This is a genomic window from Rosenbergiella sp. YN46, from assembly GCF_036620675.1.
In the GTDB taxonomy this organism is placed as follows: Bacteria; Pseudomonadota; Gammaproteobacteria; order Enterobacterales; family Enterobacteriaceae; genus Jejubacter.
The window spans coordinates 26,054-51,696 of the sequence record NZ_JAZHEE010000002.1 but is presented as its reverse complement, the minus strand read 5'-3'; the positions used below and the strand labels follow the sequence as shown (position 1 = coordinate 51,696).

24 protein-coding genes are annotated in these 25,643 nt (G+C 49.1%); 7 read left to right on the top strand and 17 right to left on the bottom strand.

The genetic code is table 11. The features are described 5' to 3' along the window. The first annotated feature begins 4 nt into the window (after nucleotides 1-4). From hisD to hisIE, 7 genes are read left to right on the top strand one after another with little or no spacing between them, the layout of a single operon-like run. The gene (gene hisD, locus V3W49_RS01830; protein ID WP_500143327.1) at nucleotides 5-1,309 is read left to right on the top strand and encodes a histidinol dehydrogenase; all 1,305 of its coding nucleotides are present in this window, start codon (nucleotides 5-7) and stop codon (nucleotides 1,307-1,309) included. Next, nucleotides 1,306-2,391 carry a histidinol-phosphate transaminase gene (hisC, locus tag V3W49_RS01825; RefSeq protein ID WP_500143326.1) on the top strand — a complete coding sequence of 362 codons (1,086 nt, stop codon included), beginning with the start codon at nucleotides 1,306-1,308 and terminating at the stop codon, nucleotides 2,389-2,391. The genes hisD and hisC overlap by 4 nt, the downstream gene beginning before the upstream one ends. After that, nucleotides 2,388-3,455 carry a bifunctional histidinol-phosphatase/imidazoleglycerol-phosphate dehydratase HisB gene (hisB, locus tag V3W49_RS01820; RefSeq protein ID WP_500143325.1) on the top strand — a complete coding sequence of 356 codons (1,068 nt, stop codon included), beginning with the start codon at nucleotides 2,388-2,390 and terminating at the stop codon, nucleotides 3,453-3,455. Before hisC ends, hisB begins: the two co-directional genes overlap by 4 nt. Next, the gene (gene hisH, locus V3W49_RS01815; RefSeq protein WP_500143323.1) at nucleotides 3,455-4,045 is read left to right on the top strand and encodes an imidazole glycerol phosphate synthase subunit HisH; all 591 of its coding nucleotides are present in this window, start codon (nucleotides 3,455-3,457) and stop codon (nucleotides 4,043-4,045) included. Before hisB ends, hisH begins: the two co-directional genes overlap by 1 nt. Next, nucleotides 4,046-4,783: a 1-(5-phosphoribosyl)-5-[(5-phosphoribosylamino)methylideneamino]imidazole-4-carboxamide isomerase gene (gene hisA, locus V3W49_RS01810; RefSeq protein WP_500143321.1), complete on the top strand. Its 738-nt coding sequence runs from the start codon at nucleotides 4,046-4,048 to the stop codon at nucleotides 4,781-4,783. Further along, the gene (gene hisF, locus V3W49_RS01805; protein WP_500143320.1) at nucleotides 4,765-5,541 is read left to right on the top strand and encodes an imidazole glycerol phosphate synthase subunit HisF; all 777 of its coding nucleotides are present in this window, start codon (nucleotides 4,765-4,767) and stop codon (nucleotides 5,539-5,541) included. Before hisA ends, hisF begins: the two co-directional genes overlap by 19 nt. Then, nucleotides 5,535-6,149, top strand: a complete 615-nt coding sequence (gene hisIE, locus V3W49_RS01800; RefSeq protein ID WP_500143319.1) for a bifunctional phosphoribosyl-AMP cyclohydrolase/phosphoribosyl-ATP diphosphatase HisIE — start codon at nucleotides 5,535-5,537, stop codon at nucleotides 6,147-6,149. The genes hisF and hisIE overlap by 7 nt, the downstream gene beginning before the upstream one ends. Before the next feature lie 68 nt (nucleotides 6,150-6,217). On the opposite strand, the gene wzzB is transcribed toward hisIE, so the two are convergent. From wzzB to V3W49_RS01715, 17 genes are all read right to left on the bottom strand, one after another. Beyond that, nucleotides 6,218-7,207 (bottom strand): LPS O-antigen chain length determinant protein WzzB, encoded by a 990-nt coding sequence (gene wzzB / locus V3W49_RS01795; RefSeq protein WP_500143318.1) that lies wholly within the window; start codon nucleotides 7,205-7,207, stop codon nucleotides 6,218-6,220. Between the two features lie 321 nt (nucleotides 7,208-7,528). Beyond that, nucleotides 7,529-8,935, bottom strand: a complete 1,407-nt coding sequence (gene gnd / locus V3W49_RS01790; protein ID WP_500143317.1) for an NADP-dependent phosphogluconate dehydrogenase — start codon at nucleotides 8,933-8,935, stop codon at nucleotides 7,529-7,531. A gap of 91 nt (nucleotides 8,936-9,026) precedes the next feature. Then, nucleotides 9,027-10,460, bottom strand: coding sequence for a CDP-glycerol glycerophosphotransferase family protein (locus V3W49_RS01785; protein ID WP_500143315.1), 1,434 nt, complete (start codon nucleotides 10,458-10,460; stop codon nucleotides 9,027-9,029). Nucleotides 10,461-10,462: 2 nt separating this feature from the next. Continuing rightward, nucleotides 10,463-11,722 (bottom strand): hypothetical protein, encoded by a 1,260-nt coding sequence (locus tag V3W49_RS01780; protein WP_500143313.1) that lies wholly within the window; start codon nucleotides 11,720-11,722, stop codon nucleotides 10,463-10,465. A gap of 31 nt (nucleotides 11,723-11,753) precedes the next feature. Then, nucleotides 11,754-12,506 carry a glycosyltransferase family 2 protein gene (locus V3W49_RS01775; protein WP_500143312.1) on the bottom strand — a complete coding sequence of 251 codons (753 nt, stop codon included), beginning with the start codon at nucleotides 12,504-12,506 and terminating at the stop codon, nucleotides 11,754-11,756. 3 nt (nucleotides 12,507-12,509) lie between these two features. Beyond that, on the bottom strand, nucleotides 12,510-13,445 hold the full coding sequence (locus tag V3W49_RS01770; RefSeq protein WP_500143311.1) for a glycosyltransferase: 936 nt from the start codon (nucleotides 13,443-13,445) through the stop codon (nucleotides 12,510-12,512). After that, a complete protein-coding gene (locus V3W49_RS01765) occupies nucleotides 13,445-14,692 on the bottom strand; it encodes an O-antigen translocase (protein WP_500143309.1) in 1,248 nt (415 codons plus the stop codon). The genes V3W49_RS01770 and V3W49_RS01765 overlap by 1 nt, the downstream gene beginning before the upstream one ends. Continuing rightward, entirely contained in the window at nucleotides 14,693-15,793 is a 1,101-nt protein-coding gene (locus V3W49_RS01760) for a DegT/DnrJ/EryC1/StrS family aminotransferase (RefSeq protein ID WP_500143308.1), read from the bottom strand. A gap of 1 nt (nucleotide 15,794) precedes the next feature. Continuing rightward, the gene (locus V3W49_RS01755; RefSeq protein WP_500143306.1) at nucleotides 15,795-16,253 is read right to left on the bottom strand and encodes an acyltransferase; all 459 of its coding nucleotides are present in this window, start codon (nucleotides 16,251-16,253) and stop codon (nucleotides 15,795-15,797) included. Then, the gene (locus V3W49_RS01750; RefSeq protein ID WP_500143304.1) at nucleotides 16,240-16,647 is read right to left on the bottom strand and encodes a sugar 3,4-ketoisomerase; all 408 of its coding nucleotides are present in this window, start codon (nucleotides 16,645-16,647) and stop codon (nucleotides 16,240-16,242) included. Before V3W49_RS01750 ends, V3W49_RS01755 begins: the two co-directional genes overlap by 14 nt. Then, nucleotides 16,637-17,512 (bottom strand): glucose-1-phosphate thymidylyltransferase RfbA, encoded by an 876-nt coding sequence (gene rfbA / locus V3W49_RS01745; protein WP_500143302.1) that lies wholly within the window; start codon nucleotides 17,510-17,512, stop codon nucleotides 16,637-16,639. The genes V3W49_RS01750 and rfbA overlap by 11 nt, the downstream gene beginning before the upstream one ends. Continuing rightward, the gene (gene rfbB / locus V3W49_RS01740) at nucleotides 17,512-18,585 is read right to left on the bottom strand and encodes a dTDP-glucose 4,6-dehydratase (RefSeq protein WP_500143300.1); all 1,074 of its coding nucleotides are present in this window, start codon (nucleotides 18,583-18,585) and stop codon (nucleotides 17,512-17,514) included. Before rfbB ends, rfbA begins: the two co-directional genes overlap by 1 nt. A 429-nt stretch (nucleotides 18,586-19,014) precedes the next feature. After that, nucleotides 19,015-19,908 (bottom strand): UTP--glucose-1-phosphate uridylyltransferase GalF, encoded by an 894-nt coding sequence (galF, locus tag V3W49_RS01735; protein ID WP_500143299.1) that lies wholly within the window; start codon nucleotides 19,906-19,908, stop codon nucleotides 19,015-19,017. Nucleotides 19,909-20,087: 179 nt separating this feature from the next. Next, nucleotides 20,088-21,530, bottom strand: coding sequence for a colanic acid biosynthesis protein WcaM (gene wcaM / locus V3W49_RS01730; RefSeq protein ID WP_500143298.1), 1,443 nt, complete (start codon nucleotides 21,528-21,530; stop codon nucleotides 20,088-20,090). Between the two features lie 14 nt (nucleotides 21,531-21,544). Beyond that, nucleotides 21,545-22,765: a colanic acid biosynthesis glycosyltransferase WcaL gene (gene wcaL / locus V3W49_RS01725; protein WP_500143297.1), complete on the bottom strand. Its 1,221-nt coding sequence runs from the start codon at nucleotides 22,763-22,765 to the stop codon at nucleotides 21,545-21,547. Next, entirely contained in the window at nucleotides 22,762-24,042 is a 1,281-nt protein-coding gene (wcaK, locus tag V3W49_RS01720) for a colanic acid biosynthesis pyruvyl transferase WcaK (protein WP_500143295.1), read from the bottom strand. The genes wcaL and wcaK overlap by 4 nt, the downstream gene beginning before the upstream one ends. A gap of 100 nt (nucleotides 24,043-24,142) precedes the next feature. Continuing rightward, nucleotides 24,143-25,636: an MOP flippase family protein gene (locus tag V3W49_RS01715; protein ID WP_500143294.1), complete on the bottom strand. Its 1,494-nt coding sequence runs from the start codon at nucleotides 25,634-25,636 to the stop codon at nucleotides 24,143-24,145. Between the last annotated feature and the right edge of the window lie 7 nt (nucleotides 25,637-25,643).

The following is a 25,643-nucleotide window of genomic DNA, read 5'->3' as shown; positions in this document are numbered from 1 at the left end:
CGCCATGGCTTTTAATACCGTCATTAACTGGAACGATTGCGACGCCGAACGCCAGCGCGAACTACTGATGCGCCCGGCAATCTCCGCTTCCGACAGCATCAGCCGCGCTGTGAGCGAGATCCTGGATAACGTTAAAGCGCGCGGCGATAGCGCCCTGCGCGACTACAGCGCCCGCTTCGATAACGCCGAGGTGCAGAGCCTGAAGGTAAGCCAGGCGGAAATCGACGCCGCAGGCGCTCGCCTGAGCGATGAACTGAAGCAGGCGATGGCCGTGGCCGTAGCCAATATCGAAACCTTTCACCGCGCCCAGCAGCTGCCCGCGGTGGACGTGGAAACCCGCCCCGGCGTGCGCTGCCAGCAGGTAACCCGCCCTGTCGACGCGGTAGGGCTCTATATTCCCGGCGGCTCGGCGCCGCTGTTTTCTACGGTGCTGATGCTGGCCACTCCGGCGCGTATCGCCGGTTGCCGTCGGGTGGTGCTGTGCTCGCCGCCGCCTATAGCCGACGAGATCCTCTATGCGGCCAACCTGTGCGGCGTGCAGGAGGTGTTCCAGGTCGGTGGCGCCCAGGCTATCGCCGCCCTCGCCTTCGGCACCGACAGCATCCCGAAGGTGGATAAAATCTTCGGGCCGGGCAACGCCTTTGTCACCGAAGCCAAACGACAGGTCAGCCAGCGGCTGGACGGAGCCGCCATCGATATGCCCGCCGGGCCGTCGGAGGTACTGGTGATCGCCGATGAGCGCGCCAACCCGGACTTTGTCGCCTCTGACCTGCTTTCCCAGGCCGAGCACGGCCCGGACTCCCAGGTGATTCTGCTGACGCCGGATAGCCGTATGGCGGAACGGGTGGCTGCCGCAGTAGAGCGCCAGCTTGCCGCCCTTTCGCGGGCGGAAACCGCCCGTCAGGCGCTTTCCGCCAGCCGTCTTATCGTGGCCGCAAGCCTTGCCCAGTGCGTGGAGATATCTAACCGCTACGGCCCGGAACACCTAATAATTCAGACCGCTGACGCCCGGGCGCTTGTCGATGACATCACCAGTGCCGGTTCGGTGTTCCTTGGCGACTGGTCTCCGGAATCCGCCGGGGACTATGCTTCCGGCACCAACCACGTGCTGCCGACTTATGGCTACACCGCCACCTGTTCCAGCCTGGGACTGGCGGATTTCCAGAAGCGTATGACGGTACAGGAGTTGAGCCAGCAGGGCTTCGCCGGTCTCGCCTCCACCATTGAGATCCTTGCCGCGGCGGAACGGCTGACGGCCCACAAAAATGCGGTTTCGCTGCGGCTGGCCGCCCTGGAGGAGCAAGAATGAACGCGATCGACGCCCTTGCCCGCGCCAGCGTGCGCAAGCTCACCCCTTACCAGTCCGCCCGCCGCCTGGGCGGTAATGGCGATGTCTGGCTGAATGCCAATGAATACCCGACGGCGGTGCCGTTTCAGTTAACCATGCAGACCCTGAACCGCTACCCGGAGTGTCAACCCGCCCAGGTGATTCGTCGCTATGCCGACTACGCCGGGGTTAAACCAGAGCAGGTGCTGGTTAGCCGCGGCGCCGACGAAGGCATTGAGCTGCTGATGCGCGCATTTTGCGAACCAGGCCAGGATGCGGTGCTCTACTGTCCGCCCACTTACGGCATGTACGGCGTCAGCGCCGAAACCATCGGCGTGGAATGCCGTACCGTTCCGGCCATCGACGGCTGGCAGCTCGATCTGCCGGCCATCGAATCCCAACTGGACGGCGTAAAAGTGGTGCTTGTTTGCAGCCCCAATAACCCCACCGGTCAGTTAATCAATCCGGACGACCTGCGCGCGCTGCTGGAGATGACCCGTGACCGCGCCATTGTAGTGGCGGACGAAGCCTATATTGAATTCTGCCCTGAAGCCACCCTGGCAGGCTGGCTCAACGACTATCCGCATCTGGCCATTCTGCGCACGCTTTCCAAAGCCTTTGCGCTGGCGGGCCTGCGCTGCGGCTTCACCCTGGCCAGTGCGCCACTGATTCAGATGCTGCTGAAAGTCATCGCCCCCTATCCGCTTTCCACCCCGGTGGCCGATATCGCCGCCCAGGCGCTGAGCCCTGAGGGCATCGCCGCCATGCGTCAGCGCGTGGCGGAAACCCTGGACAATCGCCAGTTCCTGTTCGAACAACTGCGTACGATATCCGGCGTCGCTCAGGTCTTTGAATCGCAAACCAACTACCTGCTGGTGCGCTTCGATCGTTCCCAACCCCTGTTCCGGCGGCTGTGGGATCGCGGCATTATCCTGCGTAATCAGCACCAACAACCCGGTCTGGAAGAGTGCCTGCGTATCAGCATCGGCACCCGCGTCGAATGCCAGCGTCTGCTCGACGCGCTTAATCAACTGGCTGCCCAGACCAATCAGGAGACCCTATGAGTCAGAAGTTTCTCTTTATCGACCGTGACGGCACGCTGATTAGCGAGCCACCGGTCGATTTCCAGGTTGACCGTTTCGATAAGCTTGCCTTTGAGCCTCAGGCGATCCCGACCCTGCTTAAGCTACAGCAGGCGGGATATCGGCTGATTATGATAACCAACCAGGACGGGCTGGGCAGCGCCAGCTTTCCCCAAAGCGACTTCGATGGCCCCCACAACCTGATGATGCAGGTATTCAATTCCCAGGGCGTACGCTTCGACGAAGTGCTGATCTGCCCACACCTGCCTGAGGACAACTGCGACTGCCGTAAGCCAAAAACCGCGCTGGTGCAGCCCTGGCTGACGGATGGCGTCATGGATAAAGCCAGCAGTTATGTGATTGGCGATCGCGCCACCGACCTAACGCTTGCCGAAAACATGGGTATTCAGGGCCTGCGCTATGGCACTGACGGCCTGGACTGGCCAGCCATTGGCGAACGTCTGACCCGGCGCGATCGTTACGCCCACATTGAGCGCAATACTAAAGAGACCCGGATCGATGTGCAGGTATGGCTGGATCGCGAAGGCGGCAGCCAGATCAACACCGGAGTCGGCTTCTTTGACCATATGCTGGATCAGATAGCTACCCACGGCGGGTTGCGTATGGCTATCGAGGTCAAGGGCGATCTCTATATCGACGATCACCACACCGTGGAAGATACCGGTCTGGCGCTGGGCGAAGCGCTGAAACAGGCGCTGGGTGACAAGCGCGGCATTGGCCGCTTCGGCTTCGTACTGCCAATGGATGAATGCCTGGCGCGCTGCGCGCTGGATATCTCCGGCCGTCCGCACCTGGAATACAAAGCCGAATTTAACTACCAGCGAGTGGGCGACCTGAGCACCGAGATGGTGGAGCACTTCTTCCGCTCCCTCTCTTACGCCATGGGCGTCACCCTGCACCTGAAGACCAAGGGTAAGAATGACCACCACCGGGTGGAAAGCCTGTTTAAGGCTTTTGGCCGCACCCTGCGCCAGGCTATCCGGGTGGAAGGCGATACCCTTCCCTCATCAAAAGGAGTGCTGTGATGAATGTGGTGATCCTGGATACCGGCTGCGCCAATCTTTCATCGGTAAAATGGGCTTTACAGCGGCTGGGGGCCAACCCCACCGTTAGCCGCGACCCGGAAGTGGTGCTACGCGCCGATAAGCTGTTGCTGCCGGGGGTTGGCACCGCCCGGGCCGCCATGAATCAGCTGCGCGAGCGCGATTTAGTCGGGCTAATCAGCCGCTGCAGCCAACCGGTACTGGGCATCTGCCTGGGGATGCAGCTGCTGGCGCGCTCCAGCGAGGAGAGCAACGGCATCGACACCTTAGGCATTATCGACCAGCCGGTGGTGAAAATGGTCGATCGCGGCCTGCCGCTACCCCATATGGGCTGGAACCGGGTCTTCCCTGAACAGGATAACCCGCTGTTTCGCAACCTTGACGACGGGGCTTACTTCTACTTCGTGCACGGCTACGCCATGCCGGTGAGCGAGGCCACCATCGCCCGCTGCGACTATGGCGATGCGTTCAGCGCCGCAGTGCAGCAAGAGAACTTTTACGGCGTGCAGTTCCACCCGGAACGCTCCGGCAAAGCGGGCGCGCAGCTGCTTAGAAACTTTCTGGAGATGTAAATGATTATCCCGGCTTTAGATTTAATTGACGGCAAGGTAGTGCGTCTCCATCAGGGTGATTACGGCAAGCAACGCGACTACGGCAGCGACCCGCTGCCGCGGCTGCAGGAGTACCAGGCGCAAGGCGCGCAGGTGCTGCACCTGGTGGATCTGACCGGCGCTAAAGATCCAACCCAGCGCCAGATCCCGCTGCTGAAAAACCTGCTGGCGGGTGTGAGCGTGCCGGTTCAGGTGGGCGGCGGCGTACGCAGCGCGGAAGATGTGGAGGCTCTGCTGGCAGCGGGCGCCAGCCGCGTGGTGGTCGGCTCCACGGCGGTAAAATCCCCGGAGCTGGTAGCACAATGGTTTGAACGCTTCGGCGCCGACGCCATCGTGCTGGCGCTCGATGTGCGTATTGATGAGACCGGTAATAAGCAGGTGGCGGTCAGCGGCTGGCAGGAAACCTCTGGCGTTACCCTGGAACAGCTGGTGGAGCGCTTTCTGCCGCTGGGGCTACGCCACGTGCTGTGCACCGATATCTCACGCGACGGTACCCTGAACGGCGCTAACGTCGAACTGTACCGCGAAATCTGCACCCTCTACCCCCAGGTGGACTTTCAGGCATCTGGCGGCATCGGCGGGCTTGCCGATATTAGAGCGCTGCGCGGCAGCGGCGTGAACGGCGTCATCGTTGGCCGCGCCCTACTGGAAGGAAAATTTGATGTGAAGGAGGCTCTTCAATGCTGGCAAAACGGATAATCCCCTGCCTGGACGTACGCGACGGCCAGGTGGTTAAGGGCGTGCAGTTCCGTAACCACGAGATCATCGGCGATATCGTCCCGCTGGCCCGACGCTATGCCGAAGAAGGCGCCGACGAGCTGGTATTTTACGATATCACCGCCTCCAGCGACGGCCGGGTGGTGGATAAGAGCTGGGTGTCGCGGGTGGCGGAGGTTATCGATATTCCGTTCTGCGTGGCGGGTGGCATTAAGTCGGAAGCCGATGCGGCGCAAATCCTCTCCTTCGGGGCCGATAAAATTTCCATTAATTCTCCGGCACTGGCGGACCCAACGCTGATTACCCGCCTGGCGGAACGCTTTGGCGTGCAGTGCATCGTGGTGGGCATTGACACCTGGTTCAACCAACAAAGCGGTCAGTATCAGGTTAACCAGTATACCGGCGACGAGCGCCGTACCCGCATCACCCAGTGGCAGACCCTGGACTGGGTACAGGAAGTGCAGCAGCGCGGCGCCGGTGAAATTGTGCTGAATATGATGAACCAGGACGGCGTGCGCAGCGGCTACGACATGGAGCAGCTCGGCAAAGTGCGCGAAGTATGCCACGTTCCGCTTATCGCCTCTGGCGGCGCCGGTACCATGGAACACTTCCTGGAAGCCTTCCGCGATGCGGCAGTGGACGGCGCGCTGGCGGCTTCAGTATTTCACAAACAGATTATTAATATCGGTGAGCTAAAGGCTTACCTGGCGCAACAGGGCGTGGAGATTCGACAGTGTTAACAGAGAAACAAGTAGCGGCGCTGGACTGGGCCAAAACCGACAATATGATCCCCGCCATCGTCCAGCATGCGGCATCCGGCCAGGTGCTGATGCTCGGCTATATGACGCCGCAAGCGCTGAAGCAAACCCAGCAGAGCGGTAACGTCACCTTCTATTCGCGCAGTAAACAGCGGCTGTGGACCAAAGGCGAAAGCTCCGGCCACTTACTGAAGCTGGTGAGTATCGCGGCGGACTGCGATAACGATACCCTGCTGATTCAGGCCAACCCCATCGGCCCCACCTGCCATAAAGGCACCGCCAGCTGCTTTGGCGATGTGCCGCAGCACCAGTGGCTGTTCCTGTATCAGCTGGAACGGCTGCTGGCGGAACGTAAACAGGCCGACCCGGAAAGCTCCTATACCGCGAAGCTCTACGCCAGCGGCACCAAACGCATTGCCCAGAAGGTGGGCGAAGAAGGGGTAGAAACCGCGCTGGCCGCCACGGTCAACGATCGCGAAGAGCTCCTTAACGAAGCTTCCGATCTGGTCTACCACCTGCTGGTGCTGCTTCAGGACCAGCAGCTCGATTTAGGGGCGGTGATTGACAATTTACGGGGCAGACATCAGTAGCTACGTCCCCCGGATCAAAAAAGGCCCGCCGTTTACCACGGCGGGCCTTTTTTTACAGGTTGCGACAGTTATGCCGCAGGCTGATAGTTACGCAGCGCGTTTCGCAGCAGCACCACGCCGGAACCAATCATCCCGCCCAGCAGTACCGCCAGCACCAGAACCAGCGCTCGCTTCGGGCTGTCGCGATGAACCGGCAGGTTGGGCTTCATCACATAGTGGAATGAGCTGCTGACGTCCGTTTTCTGAGCCAGTGCCTTCACCGCCAGATAGGACTGCAGGGTATTATAGTATTGATCGCGCAGCGGCAGCGGTCGGGTAGATTCATTCTTCAGGGTCGCCGACAGCGCATCGGTACCCAGCACAAACAGAGTATCTTCAGAGAGAGTCTCCGCCTGCTTCACCATGGTATCCTTGATATTGCTCTGCTCGGCCACCTTTAGCGCCTGGCGCAGAATCTCCAGCCGCTGTTCGCGCTGGGCCTTTGCCGAGGCCTCCTGGGCATCCAGCGAACTCTTAAGATCCTTCATGGTGGCGTTGATATTGGTCACCAGGTCGGCATTCAGCTCATCGATAACCCGCTGATTAATCTTATCGATATAGGCCGTCAGCGTTTTGTGGGCCTCTTCGGCGCTGGAGCCGACGTAGCTGATTTTAAGTGGAACAGGCTGATCTTTTACGGCAGGTTCAATCTTTAACTCTTCTTTATCTTCCTGATTGTCCAGCTCTTCGGAAAGGGCCGATATCAGGGCATTAAAACGGGTAAAGAAGCGCTCCTGGATATCTTTTACCGTCGGCGCTGCACTACGATTTTGCCCGTAAAGGATGCCCATTGAATTACTGTAGTTGGCAATCTGCCCGGAATCCGGCAGCGTGACAATAGCCGAGGATGTCCACTTCTCTTTGGCCACAAACAGATAGGCCACGGCCAGCAGAATAAAGATAATCACAAAAGCGATAATGGTTTTTTTACCGCGCCATAGCTGCATCATCAGATCCAGCAAGTCGACCGTTTCCGGCGAGCGGCTTGTACCCTCTGCCGCGTGAGAATTCTGGTTCATAGTAACCTTTAAAAATTAACCCAAAAAACCATCAAAGAGGCTGCCCACAAGAGATAAGCGCAAAGTATCGCATACTTCCCGAAAACCACCGGGGCCACTTTACTAAGAAAAGGTGGAAAATGCGATTTATCCCGCGCCGAGTGGTGAAATAAGCAGCGCCCGGCAAGTTTTGACCTCATATGCCAGCAGTCTATCTTAAGCCATTACTCCAATAATTGATGGAGATAGCTGTTCCGACAAACGGCACTTTTATTAATAAAAAACCAGCTGATAAATCAGCTGGTTTTTCAGGCGATTGATTAGTTAAGAATTAACTTAATCCTACAGCCACTCGGTATGGAACACGCCCTCTTTATCAGTACGCTTATAAGTATGGGCACCGAAATAGTCGCGCTGGGCCTGGATCAGATTGGCCGGCAGCACGGCGGCGCGATAGCTATCGTAGTAGGAGACAGCCGCCGAGAAGGTCGGGGTCGGGATACCGTTTTGCACCGCATAAGACACGACGTCGCGCAGTGCCTGCTGATACTCATCGGCAATCTGCTTAAAGTACGGCGCCAGCAGCAGGTTAGCTATAGCCGGATTCTGCGCATAGGCGTCAGTAATCTTCTGCAGGAACTGGGCGCGAATAATACAGCCAGCGCGGAAGATTTTCGCGATTTCGCCGTAGTTCAGGCTCCAGTTGTACTCATCAGACGCGGCACGCAGCTGCGAGAAGCCCTGAGCGTAGGAGACAATTTTTCCCAGATACAGGGCGCGGCGCACTTTTTCAATAAATTCGGCTTTATCGCCGGCGAAAGGCTGAGCCTGCGGGCCGGTCAGCACCTTAGAGGCCGCCACGCGCTGCTCTTTCAGGGAAGAGATATAGCGGGCGAAGACGGATTCGGTGATTAAAGAGAGCGGTTCGCCGAGATCCAGCGAGCTCTGGCTGGTCCATTTACCGGTGCCTTTGTTAGCGGCTTCATCCAGAATCACATCGACCAGATAATTGCCGGCCTCGTCTTTTTTGGTGAAGATATCCTTGGTGATATCGATCAGGTAACTGCTCAGTTCGCCCTTGTTCCATTCAGAGAAGGTAGTCGCCAGCTCTTCATTGGACAGGTTCAGACCGTGCTTCAGCAGCGCGTAGGCTTCGGCAATCAGCTGCATATCGCCGTATTCGATACCGTTATGCACCATCTTCACATAGTGGCCGGCGCCGTCAGGACCGATATAGGTTACGCAGGGCTCGCCGTCTTCAGCGACTGCGGCAATCTGCTTCAGGATGGGCGCGACCAGCTCATAAGCCTCTTTCTGACCACCAGGCATAATAGAAGGCCCTTTCAGCGCCCCCTCTTCACCGCCGGACACCCCGGTGCCGATAAAGTTGAAGCCTTCGGCAGAGAGTTCACGGTTGCGACGAATAGTGTCCTGGAAGAAGGTGTTGCCACCGTCGATCAGGATATCCCCTTTTTCCAGATACGGCTTCAGCGACTCGATAGTCTTGTCTGTGCCCTCACCGGCCTTCACCATCAACAGGATACGACGCGGCTTCTCTAAAGATTCAACAAACTCCTGCACCGAGTAATGCGGCACCAGCTTCTTGCCGGGATTTTCGGCAATCACTTCGTCGGTCTTTTCACGGGAGCGGTTGAAAACGGAAACGGTATAGCCACGGCTTTCGATGTTGAGCGCCAGGTTGCGCCCCATCACTGCCATACCGACAACGCCGATTTGCTGTTTGGACATTACATACTCCTGTCAGGTGTGGTTGTTACATAACACACTCAGTAAATTAACACATTAGACATTAATTATATAGCAAGACAGTACTAATACTTTAATCGCAAGTCGATCCATCAAGAGAATTTCTGATAGAATTTATTGCCTGTAGCGTTCTTGACGAATTATTTGCATCGTTATATTCAAAAAACTCTCTAGCTCTCTCTATATATTTCCGTTTATAACCTGACAAGAACACTTCAGGAAGTGTCTTTTCAAATTCTGGCAGAGAATCCACTACAGGACCAAACCCATCCCTTATGTAGTTAAAAGCTTTCTTATCTTCGTTGTTCTTAATTACTCCTGAACTAAAGAAGGAATCTCGATCAAATTGATAATAAATAGTCACCCCATGAGAGAAACCAACGTCAAAGGCAATAGAAGAATAATCTGTAATAAGTAACTCTGTCTTTTTTATTAGTCCACCATAAGTTTCATTATCTGTTTTAACTCTCACAAAACTCGGAAAATCCATATTCTCATTGAGATACTTTTGTAGCATCGGGTGAGCAGCGAAAACCACTTCCATTTTTCTATCGTCTACAATGGCTGATAATACTGGTGAATTCAAAATGGCTCTCCAGGAGAAAATATAATTATCCATATCCCTGGTTCCTGCACTGTAATTTCGCCAAGTTGGTGCAATCAATATCAAGTCCTTGTCAACACTCCTACCTAAAAACAAGTTATCATACCGAGGCATTCCAGTAACAGCAATTTCACGCCCTGTATATCTATATTTAGAACAAGGCGATAAAATCATATCATACTCCATCTTCGAAGATACTATTAACAAGGAAATTCTCTTCTTATTAAACCAGCTTGATAAATCATTATGTAAGACACCATGTTGCAAAAAAATAAATTTACTACCGGTAGACAAAAAGAATAAATTATCGAAATCAATTTGAGAGCTAATATACAAATCACAATGCTTAAGGAGTTTTTTGAAAATTGATAGTGATATTTCCCTCTGTTTAGTTGAGTAAGCATCAGTAATGATGCCAGACTTAAAGAACAAAACCTTTTTTAATTTTGATGGTGAATTGACGTTGTTACAAATATATGAAAATAATACCTCGGCATTATCATCTCCGGAATAATTTCTATCACATAAAACCCACAGATCTTTTATAATCCCTTTTGGGTACATTCTGTCATATAATTCAATAACTGATGTCTTTTTCTTTACTCTAAACAAAAAAGGGCCTTTTTGCCAAAGAATAATAGTTTCTTCTGGAAAAATATCACCAACTAATTTTGCTAAATTTTCATATTTTATCCAGCAAAATACCCCGGTAGAAGTTATTTTTTTTTCGCAAGCATTAACAATATCATGATAACAAAAAAAACTTATTTCTTGACGCTCGCTATTAACATCCAAAAGAAATATTATTTTCTTTTTTTTTGAAAGGATTGAGAAAATTTTTTTTGCATAAAAAGGAGAATAGAACTCGTAATTACTAAAATAATACAATATCTTTTTCAACATAATTAAAGACTACTCTTTTTAGAAGTAAAAAGAACGTTGAAGAGTATCATTGGAGATAGTATTAGAATCACAGCCGTCTGAACGACCATTACTTCTCCTTTTATCTGAAGCATTAATGTAAAAACAACACATAAGAATGAAAATAATTTCCCGTAGGTAGGACCAAAAATCCTAAAAAGCAGTAAACACCACCCCCCGGAAATAAGCAACATAAAGAATATACCACCATAAAGAGTTGGTCTCATAAAACCAGCATCCGTATTCATGTAATAGGCGTCATTATTTATATTTGTATAATAACCATCACCATGTAATAAAGTAGACTCTGATAATGGGAAGTACATGTGGCCTAGAACATCTGTAGAAGTAGTCGAAAATTTCCCAGTGCTGATATATTTATCTATAAATTCAAAAGCAAATGGAGTTACTTTGTTGAATACAATATCATAAACCGCTTGATTGTACATCATATAAGGAAATAAAAACAAAGCGGATAAAGTTAATGCTATAAAGAATACTCCTGTTTTCTTATTAAAGGAAAACCTCGTCAATATATTATACAATGAAATATAAAGAATAAAAATAACACAGCCGATCAATGCAGTTCTGCCAATAGATAGTGATGATATGAAAAAAAACAAAAAACAAACTAATGTGTATTTTATCCCAATTCTATTAGATACAAAATCATGAGCAAGCATAAACATTACAAAAATATAAGAACAAGCCAAACCAAAAAACTGAGGCCCCGATAAAGCAAGTCCCCTTATGCCATTATATCTTTCTGCAACTTCAACAATCGAGTCATACTGAAAAGACTTAACTATATTATACAAAGACGGGAACAAAAGACATAAAATTATAATTGTAGATTGAATTAGATATGGTTGATATAAAAAGTTCTTAAATCTATTTCCTTCACCATACCCAGTGATAAAAAAACCAGCAACAGGAACAAATAAAACACTATAAATCAAGGACTTAAAAATTTGGGTAGTGTAAGAGAAATCATTTGTCCCATGAACGACCCCGATAAAAGAACAAATGACAAACAAAAAAAACAAGGGAAAGATTATATATTTAAATTGCTTATAGATAAACTCTTTAAATAATTCAAATTTATATGATTCAGTCAACTTTTTTATATTAAAAAAGCAAAAGATAGATGCTATAAAGGAAGAATAAACAGAACTACTGGCAATTGGCATATTGAATGCAAATAAATACATAAACATCAATATTAACAAGATTAATTTTTGCATCAATTCAGCGACCTATAATTTTAATTGAACGCTATTTCCCATAATGTTTAAAAAAACCATTTTTACAGTAAGTCATAAGATAAAAAATAGACGAAAATATTTTCTGTTTTTCTACCCTACGCAACACATACCATTGTTTTATAATTTCTTTAAATTTGTTAGATGATAGCGATGTTTCTGAAAGCCTATAATAAGAATAAGCGCATGGCACTTTATATGCAAAACCACATTGCTTAATAAGTTTTAGCCAAAAAGCATAGTCTTCTTTAGGAACATTATCATAGAATAAATCTACAAATTTCAAACGATCTATAACCACAGTCAAACAACCAATATCACAACTTTTAAGTAGTCTTGAATACGATATCACATTAGGAGAGATAATTTTTTTTATGATATTAGATGAATTATATTTAAAGCAAAAATAATCACTATATGTAAAAGCAGAATTATTACCCTGCATAAAACTCACATGCTTTTCCAGTTTATCTCCACTCCATAGATCATCACTATCCAAAAAAGCTAAATATCGTCCTTTAGCTCTATCAATGGCCGTTCTCCTTGCTCCAGCGGCACCTTTTTCATATGAATTTGAATATAATCTAATACGTTTGTCATCATAAGAATTTATAGTTTCCTTTGTCTCATCCATAGAATAGTCATCGACAATAATTAACTCCCATTTAGTATAGGATTGCTTTAAAACTGAATCAATGGACTCACCGATTGTTTTACTACTATTATAAGCAGGCATAACAATAGATACTAATGGTGTTGTAGACATATATTATTCACACCGTAAACGTAATGCACGACTCAGATACCCAGGCTTGAAGAGAGAATTAAATATTGCTAAAACAACTTTAGATATTATTGTTTTCTTATTATTAAATAAGAGAATAACCCTCTTGTAATTTCGACTCCATATCATTTTCCTCAACCGAGTAATTCTATTTTTATGTAACAATGGGATTATATATTTTTTCTCCAACAGCATTAAATCAGAGCAATAATCCAGATTTATTATGCGACTATTACTCCTGCTGGCAGATTCACCTATCCTATAAAAAACAGTAATTTGATCCATAAATTTCAAAGGAATATCATTATTCACTATATTTATCCATAGAGGATAATCCTCGACAATATGGAAATCCTCATCGGCATAACCGATTTTTTCTAGTAATGTTTTTTTTATGAATGATGATGGTGCGACACTAAAGCAATGTCGCATTAAGTATTTTTTTTGACACTTGAGTCCATTCTTTATAGCTTGCACTTGGTTCTTATCTGGGAATAGGTTCCCCAGCACAATCTCATTGTTTATTTCAATAAATGACTGCATATATGAGAAATAAGCCTCACCTTTATTTTTTTTAACCTCATTGATATAATATTTTATACAGTCCGCATGGAGAAAATCGTCACCCGCTATTGTTTTTATCCATTCTGTAGTAGCTTTCTGCCAAGCAACATTAACATTTTTAGGTATACCCAAGTTTCTGTCATTGACATTAAATATAACATTAAAGAAATGTTCACCATAACTGCTGATCCATGCAGTTATATTATCTATTGTATCATCGTCAGAAAAATCATCACTAATAATCAGCTCAATATTATTACTACCATAAGACTGTTCAAGAATACTATCTAATGTCTTTTTTATTGTTTTCCCTGAATTATAGGAAATAACAACAACCGATACAAGAATATCACTCATCAAATTATCCTTTTTAATACAAACCGTGCATAAATAAAATAAATTGCATAATTTATTAAATATGCTACGACAACTCCTTGTAACCCTAACAGCTTTATAAAGATAAAGCTAAAGAAGACAAACATTATTACAGATAATATCTCTGCACCAACATACCACCTTGTAGCTCCTGTAGATAGCATAGGATATGCATATAGCCATGACAATATTTTTAAGGAATCACCACACAATTGAATAAAGAATAAATCTCTCGCGGGAAGAAATGCCTGAGTAAAAAGCAACTGAATAATCAAATCTCTAAAGAAATAAATCCCCCCCCCCATAGAAATAACTACAGGTATTAAAAAAAATGCAGCTTTATTAATCTCCCTCGTTATTAAAGGGTATCCTTTTATTGTCGATAATTTAGGTAAAAAATATGTACCCAATGCTACAGTAATGACTGTCAGATAAGTTTCTGATATCTTCCAGACAGCCTGCCACTGCCCAGCAGCATCTAATCCGACATGTGCTATTATAATTTTCCTAACAACAATTAATGAAAGAGGCAAACACATTGAACTCGCAATGGCCATAATTATATAGCCTTTTATAGCCTTATTGTGCGTATGGTTATTCCCTCCAAATAAATTAGAAAATTTAAACCATGGTTGTCTTGATGCAATAAGAACAATGACGATTCCAATTAATGTACTTTGCAGAGAAGCAGCAATCAACGCACCTTTAAGAGAGAAATGGATAATCAATAATATCATAAGGGCACTTGATACTATGACAGAGATCATTCCGACAAAAATATATAGCTTATATTGTTGCAACCCGTTAATAACAGAGTTCAAAAATGTACCAAGTGCGGATATTGGCAAACCAAAAGCTATAATTATTATAAACCAATAATAATCATCAGTGTTAAATAATAATCTCGAGATAAAGAATGAGAAGAAAGCTGCAAAAGGAGAAACTATTGAAGTTATTATGAGTATCCATCTCAAACTGGCACTCCACCATGGCCGACAAGATGAGTATCCATCACCACGATATTGTGCCGTATATCTGACAACTCCAGCTCCAGCTGGTGCATTAGTTAACCCATTCAAAATACTACTAATATTCTGTAATTGTCCTAATGTAGCCATCCCCCCTGGACCAACATAAATAGCGACAACTTTGGCTATAATAAAGCCAGCCCCCATTTTCAGCAATGTGAGCATTCCAGTAAATGTTGTTACTGTCAGAAGCCTTTTCATTTACTGAAAACCATTTATAGTATCAATAATATGATTAACATCAGATTCAGATAAAGTTGGGTCCATCGGCAACGACAGTACTTCATTATGGATTTTTTCAGTGACGGGTAAATTTAAATCACCCAAAAAGCTGTAAGCATCTTGTTTATGTATAGGTATAGGGTAATGAATTAAGGTTTGGATATTATTGGCAGTTAAATAATCCTGGAATCGTTTTCTTTCCAATACTCTAATTACAAACAAATGCCAGACATGAGATAAACCTCCCTTTACATATGGCAACTTCACCAAAGGATTTTTTATTTTATCACAATAACGCTTAGCTATATTCCTGCGCGCTTCTGTCTCCTCATCTAAATATGGAATTTTGGCCCGAAGAATTGCAGCCTGCATTTCATCTAACCGACTGTTAATTCCACGGTAACTATTTTTATATTTTTCATGAGAACCATAGTTTCTTAAAGCAAATAGCGTCTCCGCTAACTTATTATCTTTAGTTGTTACTGCACCAGCATCCCCCAACGCCCCCAAGTTTTTTCCAGGGTAAAAACTAAAACCGGCAGCATCCCCCCACGAACCGACTCTTGCTCCATCAACATACGCACCATGAGACTGTGCACAATCTTCAAGCACCAGAAATCCATTCTCCTGCGCCAATTTACTTATATCAAGCATCGGAGAGGCAAGTCCATATAAGTGGACAGGAAGAATTACTTTTGTTCTACTTGTAATATTCCGTGTTATATTTTCCACAGTAAGATTGTATGTTTTTTCATCTGGCTCAACAAGCACCGGAGTTAGATTATTCTCGGTTATAGCTAAAACAGATGCTATGTAGGTGTTTGCTTGCACAATAACTTCATCACCATCCTTTAATTTCCCTAATTCTTTCCATGCTCTAAAAACCAGTGATAAAGCATCAAGTCCATTCCCCACCCCTATACAATAATCAACACCACAATAGTTTGAAAATTCACTTTCAAAATCCTGTAACTCTTTCCCCATAATGTACCATCCCGAGTCAATAACTCGAGTACATGCTTTAATTATATCTTCCCTATGCCTTTTGTTAATTTCTCGCAAATTTAAAAAATCAATCATATTATTTAAACCTTTTTATGACTTTTGCCGGATTCCCTACAACAACAGTATAAGGATCAACATTCTTTGTCACAACAGAACCTGCTCCAACTAGTGAATAGGCCCCAATAACAACACCGGGTAAAATAGTTGCATTAGCACCAATCGAAGCACCATCCTCTATAGTTGTTTTTAGGAATGTCTCCGGGTATTTCTTGGAGCGAGGATGTTTATCATTAGTAAATGCAACGCAGGGACCGATGAAAACATCATCCCCAATCCTTACCCCATCCCAAATATAAACACCTGATTTTATTGTCACACGGTTACCAATAACCACGTCATTTTCAATAAAAGTATGAGCACATACATTACAATCATCTCCAATGACCGCTTCTGGAAGAATAACTGAATATTGCCATATTGTTGTATTCGCCCCAATATTCCTAGATTGCACATCACTCAGCTTATGAATTTTCATTTTTAATAATCTCTAAAAACTCATCATAATTTCTGATATAGTCCTCTTCTTTATAGAAGTTACTTGCAAGTATCAGCAGTAAGCAATCATCAGAGTAATCATACATTTCGTGCCATACAAGAGGCTCTATAATCATTCCTTGGGAAGGATCATCAAGCAACAAATCTACCTTATCTACGCCATCATCAAGATGGAAGCGGCATGACCCATGAATAGGAATTGCAAGTTGTATTAATTCTTTATGTGCATGATAGCCACGACGAACATTCTTCTGAGTGCCAAACATATAGTAGACTCGTTTGATATCGAATGGCACATTTTTCTGTTCCTCCAGAGCAACTAACATGCCACGCTCATCACCATGTTTCTGCAAAGGAACTATATTAATTTTCATGATGCTTCACCAGATTAATAAGATATTTCCCATAATTATTTTTTTCAATTAACTCTCCCCGCCTGATCAAATCATAATCAGTCAACCATCCATGCCTCCATGCAATTTCCTCAGGGCAAGCAACCATCATCCCTTGACGTTTTTGCACAGTTTCAACGAAACTTCCTGCTTCAATAAGGCTATCATGAGTTCCTGTATCTAGCCAAGCAAACCCACGGCCTAACAATTCTACATGTAATGTTCCACTTTGTAGATAAGCCTCGTTAATACTAGTAATTTCCAACTCACCTCGTTTAGAAGGCTTAACACTTTTTGCTATCTCGACAATATTATCATCATAAAAGTATAATCCCGTTACAGCCCAGTTTGATTTAGGTTTTTCTGGTTTCTCTTCTATACTGATAGCTTTAAATCCACTATCAAACTCTACAACGCCAAAACGCTCAGGATCTACTACCTGATAGCCAAAAATCGTAGCTCCAAGTTTTTTAGATGCAGCAGCTTTTAATTTTGGAGTGAACCCTTGTCCAAAAAATATGTTATCACCTAAAACCAGACTAACAGTATCCGACCCAATAAAACTTTCGCCTATAATAAATGCCTGAGCCAAACCATCCGGACTTGGTTGTATTGCATATGATATATTTATACCAAAATTGCTGCCATCCCCTAGCAGGCGAATAAAACCACTTTGTTCTTCCGATGTTGTAATAATAAGAATATCTTTTATTCCGGCAAGCATAAGAACTGATAACGGGTAATAAATCATTGGCTTATCATATACGGGAAGTAATTGCTTTGATACTCCCATAGTAATCGGATATAAGCGTGTCCCTGAACCACCTGCTAAAATAATCCCCTTCATTATATTAACCCCAAACGTTCACGTTGATAGCTTCCATCCAGAACACGTTGACACCACCTTAAATTAGACAAATACCACTGCACCGTCTTACGAATCCCGCTCTCAAAGGTCTCCTGCGGCTTCCACCCTAGCTCCTGGCCGATTTTGTCGGCGTCAATCGCATAACGACGATCATGCCCTGGTCTGTCAGCCACATAGGTAATTTGTTCGCGATAGGAAGTCTCTTTAGGCACTATCTCATCAAGCAGTTCACAGATAGTCTGAACCACCTCAATGTTTTTCTTCTCGTTATGACCACCAATATTGTAGGTCTCGCCGATTTGCCCTTTAGTGACCACGGTATAGAGTGCACGAGCATGGTCTTCTACATATAGCCAGTCGCGAATCTGATCCCCCTTGCCATAGATCGGTAACGGTTTACCGTCCAGCGCATTGAGGATCACCAGCGGAATCAGTTTCTCCGGGAAGTGATATGGACCATAGTTATTCGAACAGTTAGTCACAATGGTCGGCAGGCCGTAAGTACGCAACCACGCCCGCACCAGATGATCGCTCGATGCCTTCGATGCCGAATAAGGGCTACTGGGCGCATAGGCGGTCGTTTCAGTAAATAGCGGTAGTTCTCCCTTCCCCTGCCACTCATCCGGGTGAAGAAGATCGCCATAAACCTCATCGGTAGAGATATGATGGAAACGGAAAGCAGATTTACGCGCCTCATCCAATGATGACCAGTAAGCGCGAGCCGCCTCCAGCAGGGTATAGGTTCCCACTATATTGGTTTCAATAAAGTCAGCAGGGCCAGAAATGGAACGATCCACATGGCTTTCTGCCGCCAGGTGCATCACGGCATCCGGCTGGTGCTGTGCAAAAATACGCGCCATAGCAGCTTTATCGCAAATATCTGCCTGTTCAAAGCTGTAACGTTCGCTATCAGCCACGTCCGAGAGGGATTCCAGGTTACCGGCATAGGTCAGTTTATCTACGTTTACCACTTCATCCTGGGTATTTTTAATAATATGCCGGACTACGGCAGATCCAATAAATCCCGCACCACCAGTGACAAGAATCTTCACAGTTATTCTCTCTTAACTCACAACGTATTAAAGAATGTAATAAATGAGACAGTGTCGTAATTATCTGTCAGATAATTTTCACTACTGGATATAATTTATATGAGACATATTAATAGCAAAACAAGCTACCGCCCCTGGCTCTACAGCTACCAGTGCACTGACGGCATATGTCTACAAGGTATCCTGCACAACCGGCAGCGATGCCCTCTGTTTTTCCTGTAAGTGAGTCTGTACGGACATACCGTCAGACGCCCTTATCCTAAACTCTCTGATCAACACATCCTGTCAGCGGTTTACGCTCAGATCCAGGATGTTTTAATCAGAAAATTTCCTTATTCTACAAAATAAAAACGGCAGTCCGGGCCGGTGGTAAACCAGCGCCTGAGACTGCCGTAGTTGGGCCATCACAGCCACCGCGTGGGGTGACGGTTATTCGGCCAGTAACTTCTCAATGCCTTCACGGAACTTCCGGCCTTCTTTATTGTTGCGCAGTCCATACTGCACAAACGCCTGCATATAGCCCATTTTCTTACCGCAGTCGTAGCTGTCGCCCGTCATCAGCATCGCTTCAACCGGCTGCTTCTTGTTTAGCGCGGCAATGGCGTCGGTCAACTGAATACGGCCCCAGGCACCTGGTTCGGTGCGCTCCAGTTCAGCCCAGATATCGGCGGAAAGCACATAGCGCCCTACCGCCATCAGATCGGAATTCAGGGTCTGGGGCTCGTCGGGTTTCTCGATAAAGTCGACGATGCGGCTGATATCCGCTTCGTTTTCCAGCGGCTGTTCGGTGGTGATAACGGAATATTCCGCCAGATCGCCCGGCATGCGTTTCGCCAGTACCTGACTGCGGCCATACTCCTGGAATCTGGCAACCATGGCCGCCAGATTGTAGCGCAGCGGGTCGGCGCTGGCGTCGTCCAGTACGATATCCGGTAACACCACAACAAAGGGGTTATCGCCAACCGCCGGGCGGGCACACAGAATAGAATGCCCCAGTCCCAGTGGTTCCGCCTGGCGCACGTTCATAATGGTAACACCTGGCGGGCAGATGTTCTGCACCTCGGCCAGCAGCTGGCGCTTCACGCGCTGCTCCAGCAGCGACTCCAGTTCGTAGGAGGTATCGAAGTGGTTTTCTACCGCGTTCTTGGAAGAGTGGGTAACCAGAACGATCTCTTTGATACCGGCAGCGACTATTTCATCGACAATGTACTGAATCATCGGCTTATCGACGATAGGCAGCATCTCTTTTGGAATCGCCTTGGTCGCGGGCAGCATATGCATTCCCAGTCCGGCTACCGGAATAACCGCTTTCAAATTAACCATTTTCAGTCCCACCTTTAAATAGTTGATGAATTATAATCTTTTCACGCACTGATGCCAGTGTGTTTTCGTCATCGTGGTATAGGGATCAATTCTATCGCTGCATATCCGGTATAAGAAATAGTAAAAATCCGTATATCCCCCTGACAAAAATGAGATTTTTCGTAGATTTATTACTTAGATTACTTCTTCTCCACCCGCGGCAGCGCAAAATTTAGTTTATTGGCGCTAACGCTTTGGTGATCGATATGGTCAATGTCTACCGAACTCTGCCCGTCTTCGTTTACCGCGTCGATATTGGCCATCGACAGTAGCGTATCTTTTTTGGCCATAAACTGACCACGCACGTCTTTGCGCAGATCGAAGTTGAGCTCCAGCGCCGGCCCGTCTTTTTTAGGCTGGACGATGCTGATATTGCGCATAAACAGATGCTGGGGCCTGTTGTGCACCCGAAGCCCGGCGTGCTTCAGGTTGATATTGGTCAGCGAGACGAAAGAGACCGGGTTACCGCAGGAGATATCCATCCCGCGCAGCTTCCACGGCAGGTCGCGTTTGCTGTTATCCATAGTGATATCGTTGATACGGAAGTTCTGCGGGATGGCGACGTATTTACCGCGTTTGGTGCCGTAGCCAATCAGGATTCCCGCGCTGTCGACCATATCCACATTCTCTATGGAAAAGTTATCGCAGGCGTAGAGCGCCACGGTCGCGTTGTCGAGGCCCGCCTTGCGGCTGAAGGCCGGAGTGATGTTTTCAGCCTTAATATTACGAATGGTGAAGTGCTTGCCGCATTCCACATGCACCAACTGGCGGCAGTTGCGGCCGCGGATATTAGCTACGACAAAGTTCTTCACGCTGGTCTCTTCCGGGTAGCGGTTGTCGTAGGTTTTTCCCGCAAGCCCGATGCCAATCCCCCAGTGAATATTGCCGTTGGTACAGTTAATATCTTCGATCACATGGTCGGAGATACGGATATTGCTGTCGTGGGGCGCCACGTTCCACTCTATGGCATCTCCCTGCAGCCGCTGGAACAGGCAGTGGGTAATGCGCACGCCGTTCAGCTGGTTGCGGGCCCCCTGGCGCAGGATGGCATAGTTGGCGTTATGGACGTGAAGCTTATCGATGACCAGATTTTCTATCACCGGTGCCTGCTTATGCTTGCCGCCAATGTAGATTTGCGCAACCGGCCCGTGGCCGCTCATATCCAGATTGCGGATTTCACAGTTCGAGCCGCGCACGTCCAGGCAAAGATTGTGCATCCGTCCCTTGCCTTCGCCAACTATCTTACAGCCGTCCCGTAGCACAAAGCGTCCGCGACCATTGCCCTTCATAGCACCGACGACCTTCAGGGTCTTACCTGCCGGCATAAAAATGTGGCCATTGACGTTTTCGCATTTAACGTTTGCCGGCACCACCACCACCTCCCCTTCCCGGAAGGCCTGTTTAAAGGCGGCTGGCCAGTCGCCCTGGTAGTAGTCGTTAACATTCACCTGGGCATTACGCCCCACGGCTCGCGCCAGCGGGGAGTTAAACAGCGGCGCCGCCGCCAGCGCCGAGCCGGTCAGCAGCAGTTTACGGCGGGTGATGGAAAAGCGGGGATTATTCTGGTCAGCTTTACGGTGCATAAATCCTCATCGGTTTACAGCGTCTGTAGCAAATCTGCCAGCTGGCGGTAGATACGCTGCTGGTTAAATTCGTTTTCAACCTTCTCCCGGGCGCGCCTGAGCATAGCGCCCAGCTCCTGCGGTTCCACATCGGCAAACTGCGCCAGCCGGTCAGCCAGCGCGCTGGCGTCATATTCCGGCACCAGCCAGCCGGAACGATTAGCCTCAATCAGCTCGGGAATCCCGCTGTGCTGCGTGGAAACCACCGGAATCCCCACCGCCATGGCTTCCATCAGCGCCACCGGAATGCCTTCCATATCGCCATCGGCACCGGTCACCGATGGCAGCAGGAACAGATCGGCCTCGTCGAGCATCGCTTTCACTTCGTGATTGGGCTTAAAGCCCGGCATCATCACGACATCCTCCAGCTGGAACTGTTCGATCATGGTGCGCAGCCGTCGTTCCCAGGGGCCGATGCCCAGAATATGGTAGCGAAAATCAACGCCGCGCTCGCGTAACAGGCGGCAGGCCTCAATCGCCACATGCAGCCCTTTTTTCTCGGTCAGGCGCGCAACCGAGATCATCTTCAGCGGTTGCCCCGGCGTTTTCAGGGGGCGCAGGCTGAATTTCTCCATATTCACCCCCATCCTGGAGACCGCAATCTTCTGGGCCGGGCAGCCCATCTGCTGCAGGCGACTGGCCCATAAGTCGCTTATCGGCAGCATCAGATCGCCGCGATTAAACAGCTGTTGATATTCCGGGGTGTAATGATTGAGTATCTCGCGGTGCGACACATCCACGCCGTGGAACACGGTGGCGATTTTGCCGCGCAGCAGCCCCAGCTCCCGCAGCTTAGCAGCGGTTACGCCCGCCGGCCCGAAGTGGGCGATAAAGACATCGGCCGCCAGAGTCGACGACTGACGCCCGCAAATGGCAGAGAGGATCATATTGCGCGCTTCATCACCATAGCGGGCGAAGTTCAGCGCCCGCCAGGTACTCAGGCGCCCGGCGCCGCGCAGGGTATTCAGCGCCCGGCTCTTCAGTTTCGCCAGCTTGCCGTTGGGTTCATCCAAAAGCCAGGTGGTCTTTTCCCCCAGCCGGTAGTGGTCGAACACCGCGTGGGTGTTGGTCATATCCCCCTTATGAATGGCGACAATCTCCACCTCGTAGCCCATATCGATGAACGCGGCTATCTGGTTAAGCACGAAGGTTTCCGATGCCACCGGGAATCTCAGCAGGAAGAAACTGACCTTCATTTCGCCTCCTGGATACGCGCCAGCACCGAGGCCACCATCCTGATGCCCTCTTCACGCTCGCGCTCCACGGCACGGGTCAGTTTTTCATTTATCGCGGGCAACTGACCCAGAGTATCGGCCACCATGCCCTGCAGGGAGCCATCCAGCAGATGACGGATATCCACCGCCATCTCCGGCATCCCCAACTGCTGCATAATCCCGGCCGACTTGTGCTCATAGTTAAGCGCGATAGCTGGCGTATTAAAGTTCATCGAAATAATGGCGGAGTGCAGACGGGTGCCCACGGTCAGGTCGCAGGCGCCCAGAATTTTACCCATTTCCAGGTCATTGAGTTCATCCATCACCACGTGGAAGCGATCGGGCTTCTCGATAAGCTGGGCCAGCTTCAGGGCCACCATCCGGTCATCCTTGTTGTAGCTGTCGATACCGGTACAGGTGGAAAGCGCCAGCACCTGGTAACCCTGGTCGATGATTCGATTCACCACACCGGCGAACGCCTGCTCATAGGCCTGCTGAGTGGTGCCCAGCCGTTTATCGAAGGGCGACAGTTCACGCAGGGTAATAGCGACGGTCTTGTCGCTCCGGGCTTTATCCAGCCAGTGCTGTACCGCATAACTGGCGACAAAATCGTCGTCGTGATGGGCCACCAGCCAGGCAGTATCCACCCCCTGCTCCACTTTGCTGGTGTCGATCTGGCTTTTCTGCATCATCTCCAGACTGACCCGCTCGCGCAGAATCAGGGCTTCGCAGCGGCCGAATACATAGTTCGCCAGTTGGTTAAATTGCGGATCCTGGAATGGCCCAACGCTGTGACCCACCATAAACACCGGCTTGTGGGCCATAAAGCTGCACAGCGCGTGCTCAAACTGCGGCGCGCCATAAAGATCAACAAAGAACGAACCGCCCACCTGAATAATGGCGTCATACTGTGTGAGCTGCGCTGTGAAATTGGTAAAGCCTTCCGGCAGCGAGATATTGCGCAGCCGCCCGCTTTCGGTCACCTTCGCCAGCAGCACCTGGTGCTGATAGCGGCGACGCAGCACTTTTTTCACCCGGCCCATCAGGCCTGCGGCGTTATTCAGACGGCGGCGCTGTTCAAACAGCGGGTCGCCCAGCACTTTCCGCCCCAGCAGCCAGGTCGAACTGGTTGGAAAACGGCTCATCACCTCAATCTCCGCTTCGGGAGCAAGCTGATTCATCGCGTCAATCAGGCCGCGCAAAATGGCTCCATCGCCGCGGTTGCCGCAGGTGTGGTTGCCCAGAATCAAAATTTTCATATGACCTCTAAACAGGTTCTTCAACTGATGCCCTCACCCCAACCCTCTCCCAAAGGGAGAGGGAGTTGGTCGGCGTAAACTTGTAACAACAATCGTCCCCTCAAGGCTTTTCTCCCTCTCCCCCCTGGGGAGAGGGGCGGAGTGAGGGGAAAAAGGGCAGATGCCGCTTAAGATCCACCACCAGCGGGTGGCGCGACAGAATCAGCGCAGCGGCAAAGGCCAGCGCGCCGGCAATAATCTGTAGCGCCAGCAGCGGCCCCAGCGCCATCTGCCCTTTCAACGCCAGCCCCAGCCCGTAGCTGACGACCAGGGTCGGAATCGACAGCCGGAACGGCAGCCAGATGCTGAGGATGTAGTCGCGATAGCTGGAGCCGAGCACCGGCTTAATCATCACGAAGTAGCTCAGGATGGTGTTGATCACCTGCACCGTCAGAAAGCCCAGGGTGACGCCGAGCGCGCCGCCCAGCCAGCCGCCGAGGATAATTGCCGGAATAAACAGAAAAATTTTGAACACGTTGAACTTAAAGCTGATATCCACCCGCGCCTTAGCCATCAGTAGCGACCCGATAGGGTTGCCGATAGCGCGCAGCAGCCCCACCACGCACAGCAGTTGCAGAATCGGAATAATGAAGTGCCACTTGTCGCCAAACACCAGCGGCACGAAGTTATTCGACACCACCATCAGCCCCAGCAGCGCCGGGAAGTTGATAATGCCAACCAGCGACAGCAGCTTAAAGAAGTTAACCCGCAGCTTATCGAGATCGTCCTGAATCTTGGCGAAGGCCGGAAACAGCACCCGGGTAATAATCGGGTTCAGCTTCATCGGCGGCACTACCGCCACGTTCCAGGCCAGCTGATAGCCACCGGCTACCGCAGCGCCAAGAATACGCGCCAGCACCAGGGTCGACAGATTGGTGTTGATGTAGTTGATGATGCTGTCGGCGGTCAGCCAGGCGCCGAAGCGCAGATTGGATGAGACCGACGAAATCGCGAAGCGCAAGCCCGGGCGATAGATCTTACGGCCAAACCAGCCAAACAGCGTAGTGCGCACCGCGGTGTTCACCAGATACCCCAGGATGGCGGTCAGCGCCAGCGGCCAGAAATGCGCGCTGATAACCGTGAAGCAGAAACCGCACAGCACCGACAGCGTTTCGATAGCGCCTATCTTGTTGAACTCCAGCTCTTTTTGCATCAGTGCCCGGAACTGCTGACCGTGGGGGATCAGCACAAAGGCGAAAGAGAGCGTTTTAATCAGCGCCGCCAGATCCGGGTTATGCAGCATGGCGGCGATAAAGTCGCTCAACAGAAAGACGCTGATGCACACCACAATCCCCAGCCCAACGTTGAGCCAGTAGAGCGTGGTCAGTTCGAGATTGCCAATCTCCTTACGCTGGATAATCGAGTTGGCGATCCCAAAGTCGGAAAGGGTATCCGCCAGGGCAATGATCACCAGCGATACCGTCAACAGACCAAACTGATGGTTGTCGATAATCCGCGCCAGAACCGTCATCTGTACCAGCCCCAGGCCGATAATAATCACCGTGGAGATGGCGGACCATTTGGCGCCGCTGATGGTTTTTTCTCTGAGACTCACAGGCACC

What these genes read in the sequence shown, in the direction of transcription:
- hisD (WP_500143327.1), top strand. Translation starts at nt 5, where the DNA reads ATGGCTTTTAATACCGTCATTAACTGGAACGATTGCGACGCCGAACGC.
- hisC (WP_500143326.1), top strand. Translation starts at nt 1,306, where the DNA reads ATGAACGCGATCGACGCCCTTGCCCGCGCCAGCGTGCGCAAGCTCACC.
- hisB (WP_500143325.1), top strand. Translation starts at nt 2,388, where the DNA reads ATGAGTCAGAAGTTTCTCTTTATCGACCGTGACGGCACGCTGATTAGC.
- hisH (WP_500143323.1), top strand. Translation starts at nt 3,455, where the DNA reads ATGAATGTGGTGATCCTGGATACCGGCTGCGCCAATCTTTCATCGGTA.
- hisA (WP_500143321.1), top strand. Translation starts at nt 4,046, where the DNA reads ATGATTATCCCGGCTTTAGATTTAATTGACGGCAAGGTAGTGCGTCTC.
- hisF (WP_500143320.1), top strand. Translation starts at nt 4,765, where the DNA reads ATGCTGGCAAAACGGATAATCCCCTGCCTGGACGTACGCGACGGCCAG.
- wzzB (WP_500143318.1), bottom strand. Translation starts at nt 7,207, where the DNA reads ATGAACCAGAATTCTCACGCGGCAGAGGGTACAAGCCGCTCGCCGGAA.
- gnd (WP_500143317.1), bottom strand. Translation starts at nt 8,935, where the DNA reads ATGTCCAAACAGCAAATCGGCGTTGTCGGTATGGCAGTGATGGGGCGC.
- V3W49_RS01785 (WP_500143315.1), bottom strand. Translation starts at nt 10,460, where the DNA reads ATGTTGAAAAAGATATTGTATTATTTTAGTAATTACGAGTTCTATTCT.
- V3W49_RS01780 (WP_500143313.1), bottom strand. Translation starts at nt 11,722, where the DNA reads ATGCAAAAATTAATCTTGTTAATATTGATGTTTATGTATTTATTTGCA.
- V3W49_RS01775 (WP_500143312.1), bottom strand. Translation starts at nt 12,506, where the DNA reads ATGTCTACAACACCATTAGTATCTATTGTTATGCCTGCTTATAATAGT.
- V3W49_RS01770 (WP_500143311.1), bottom strand. Translation starts at nt 13,445, where the DNA reads ATGAGTGATATTCTTGTATCGGTTGTTGTTATTTCCTATAATTCAGGG.
- V3W49_RS01765 (WP_500143309.1), bottom strand. Translation starts at nt 14,692, where the DNA reads ATGAAAAGGCTTCTGACAGTAACAACATTTACTGGAATGCTCACATTG.
- V3W49_RS01760 (WP_500143308.1), bottom strand. Translation starts at nt 15,793, where the DNA reads ATGATTGATTTTTTAAATTTGCGAGAAATTAACAAAAGGCATAGGGAA.
- V3W49_RS01755 (WP_500143306.1), bottom strand. Translation starts at nt 16,253, where the DNA reads ATGAAAATTCATAAGCTGAGTGATGTGCAATCTAGGAATATTGGGGCG.
- V3W49_RS01750 (WP_500143304.1), bottom strand. Translation starts at nt 16,647, where the DNA reads ATGAAAATTAATATAGTTCCTTTGCAGAAACATGGTGATGAGCGTGGC.
- rfbA (WP_500143302.1), bottom strand. Translation starts at nt 17,512, where the DNA reads ATGAAGGGGATTATTTTAGCAGGTGGTTCAGGGACACGCTTATATCCG.
- galF (WP_500143299.1), bottom strand. Translation starts at nt 19,908, where the DNA reads ATGGTTAATTTGAAAGCGGTTATTCCGGTAGCCGGACTGGGAATGCAT.
- wcaM (WP_500143298.1), bottom strand. Translation starts at nt 21,530, where the DNA reads ATGCACCGTAAAGCTGACCAGAATAATCCCCGCTTTTCCATCACCCGC.
- wcaL (WP_500143297.1), bottom strand. Translation starts at nt 22,765, where the DNA reads ATGAAGGTCAGTTTCTTCCTGCTGAGATTCCCGGTGGCATCGGAAACC.
- wcaK (WP_500143295.1), bottom strand. Translation starts at nt 24,042, where the DNA reads ATGAAAATTTTGATTCTGGGCAACCACACCTGCGGCAACCGCGGCGAT.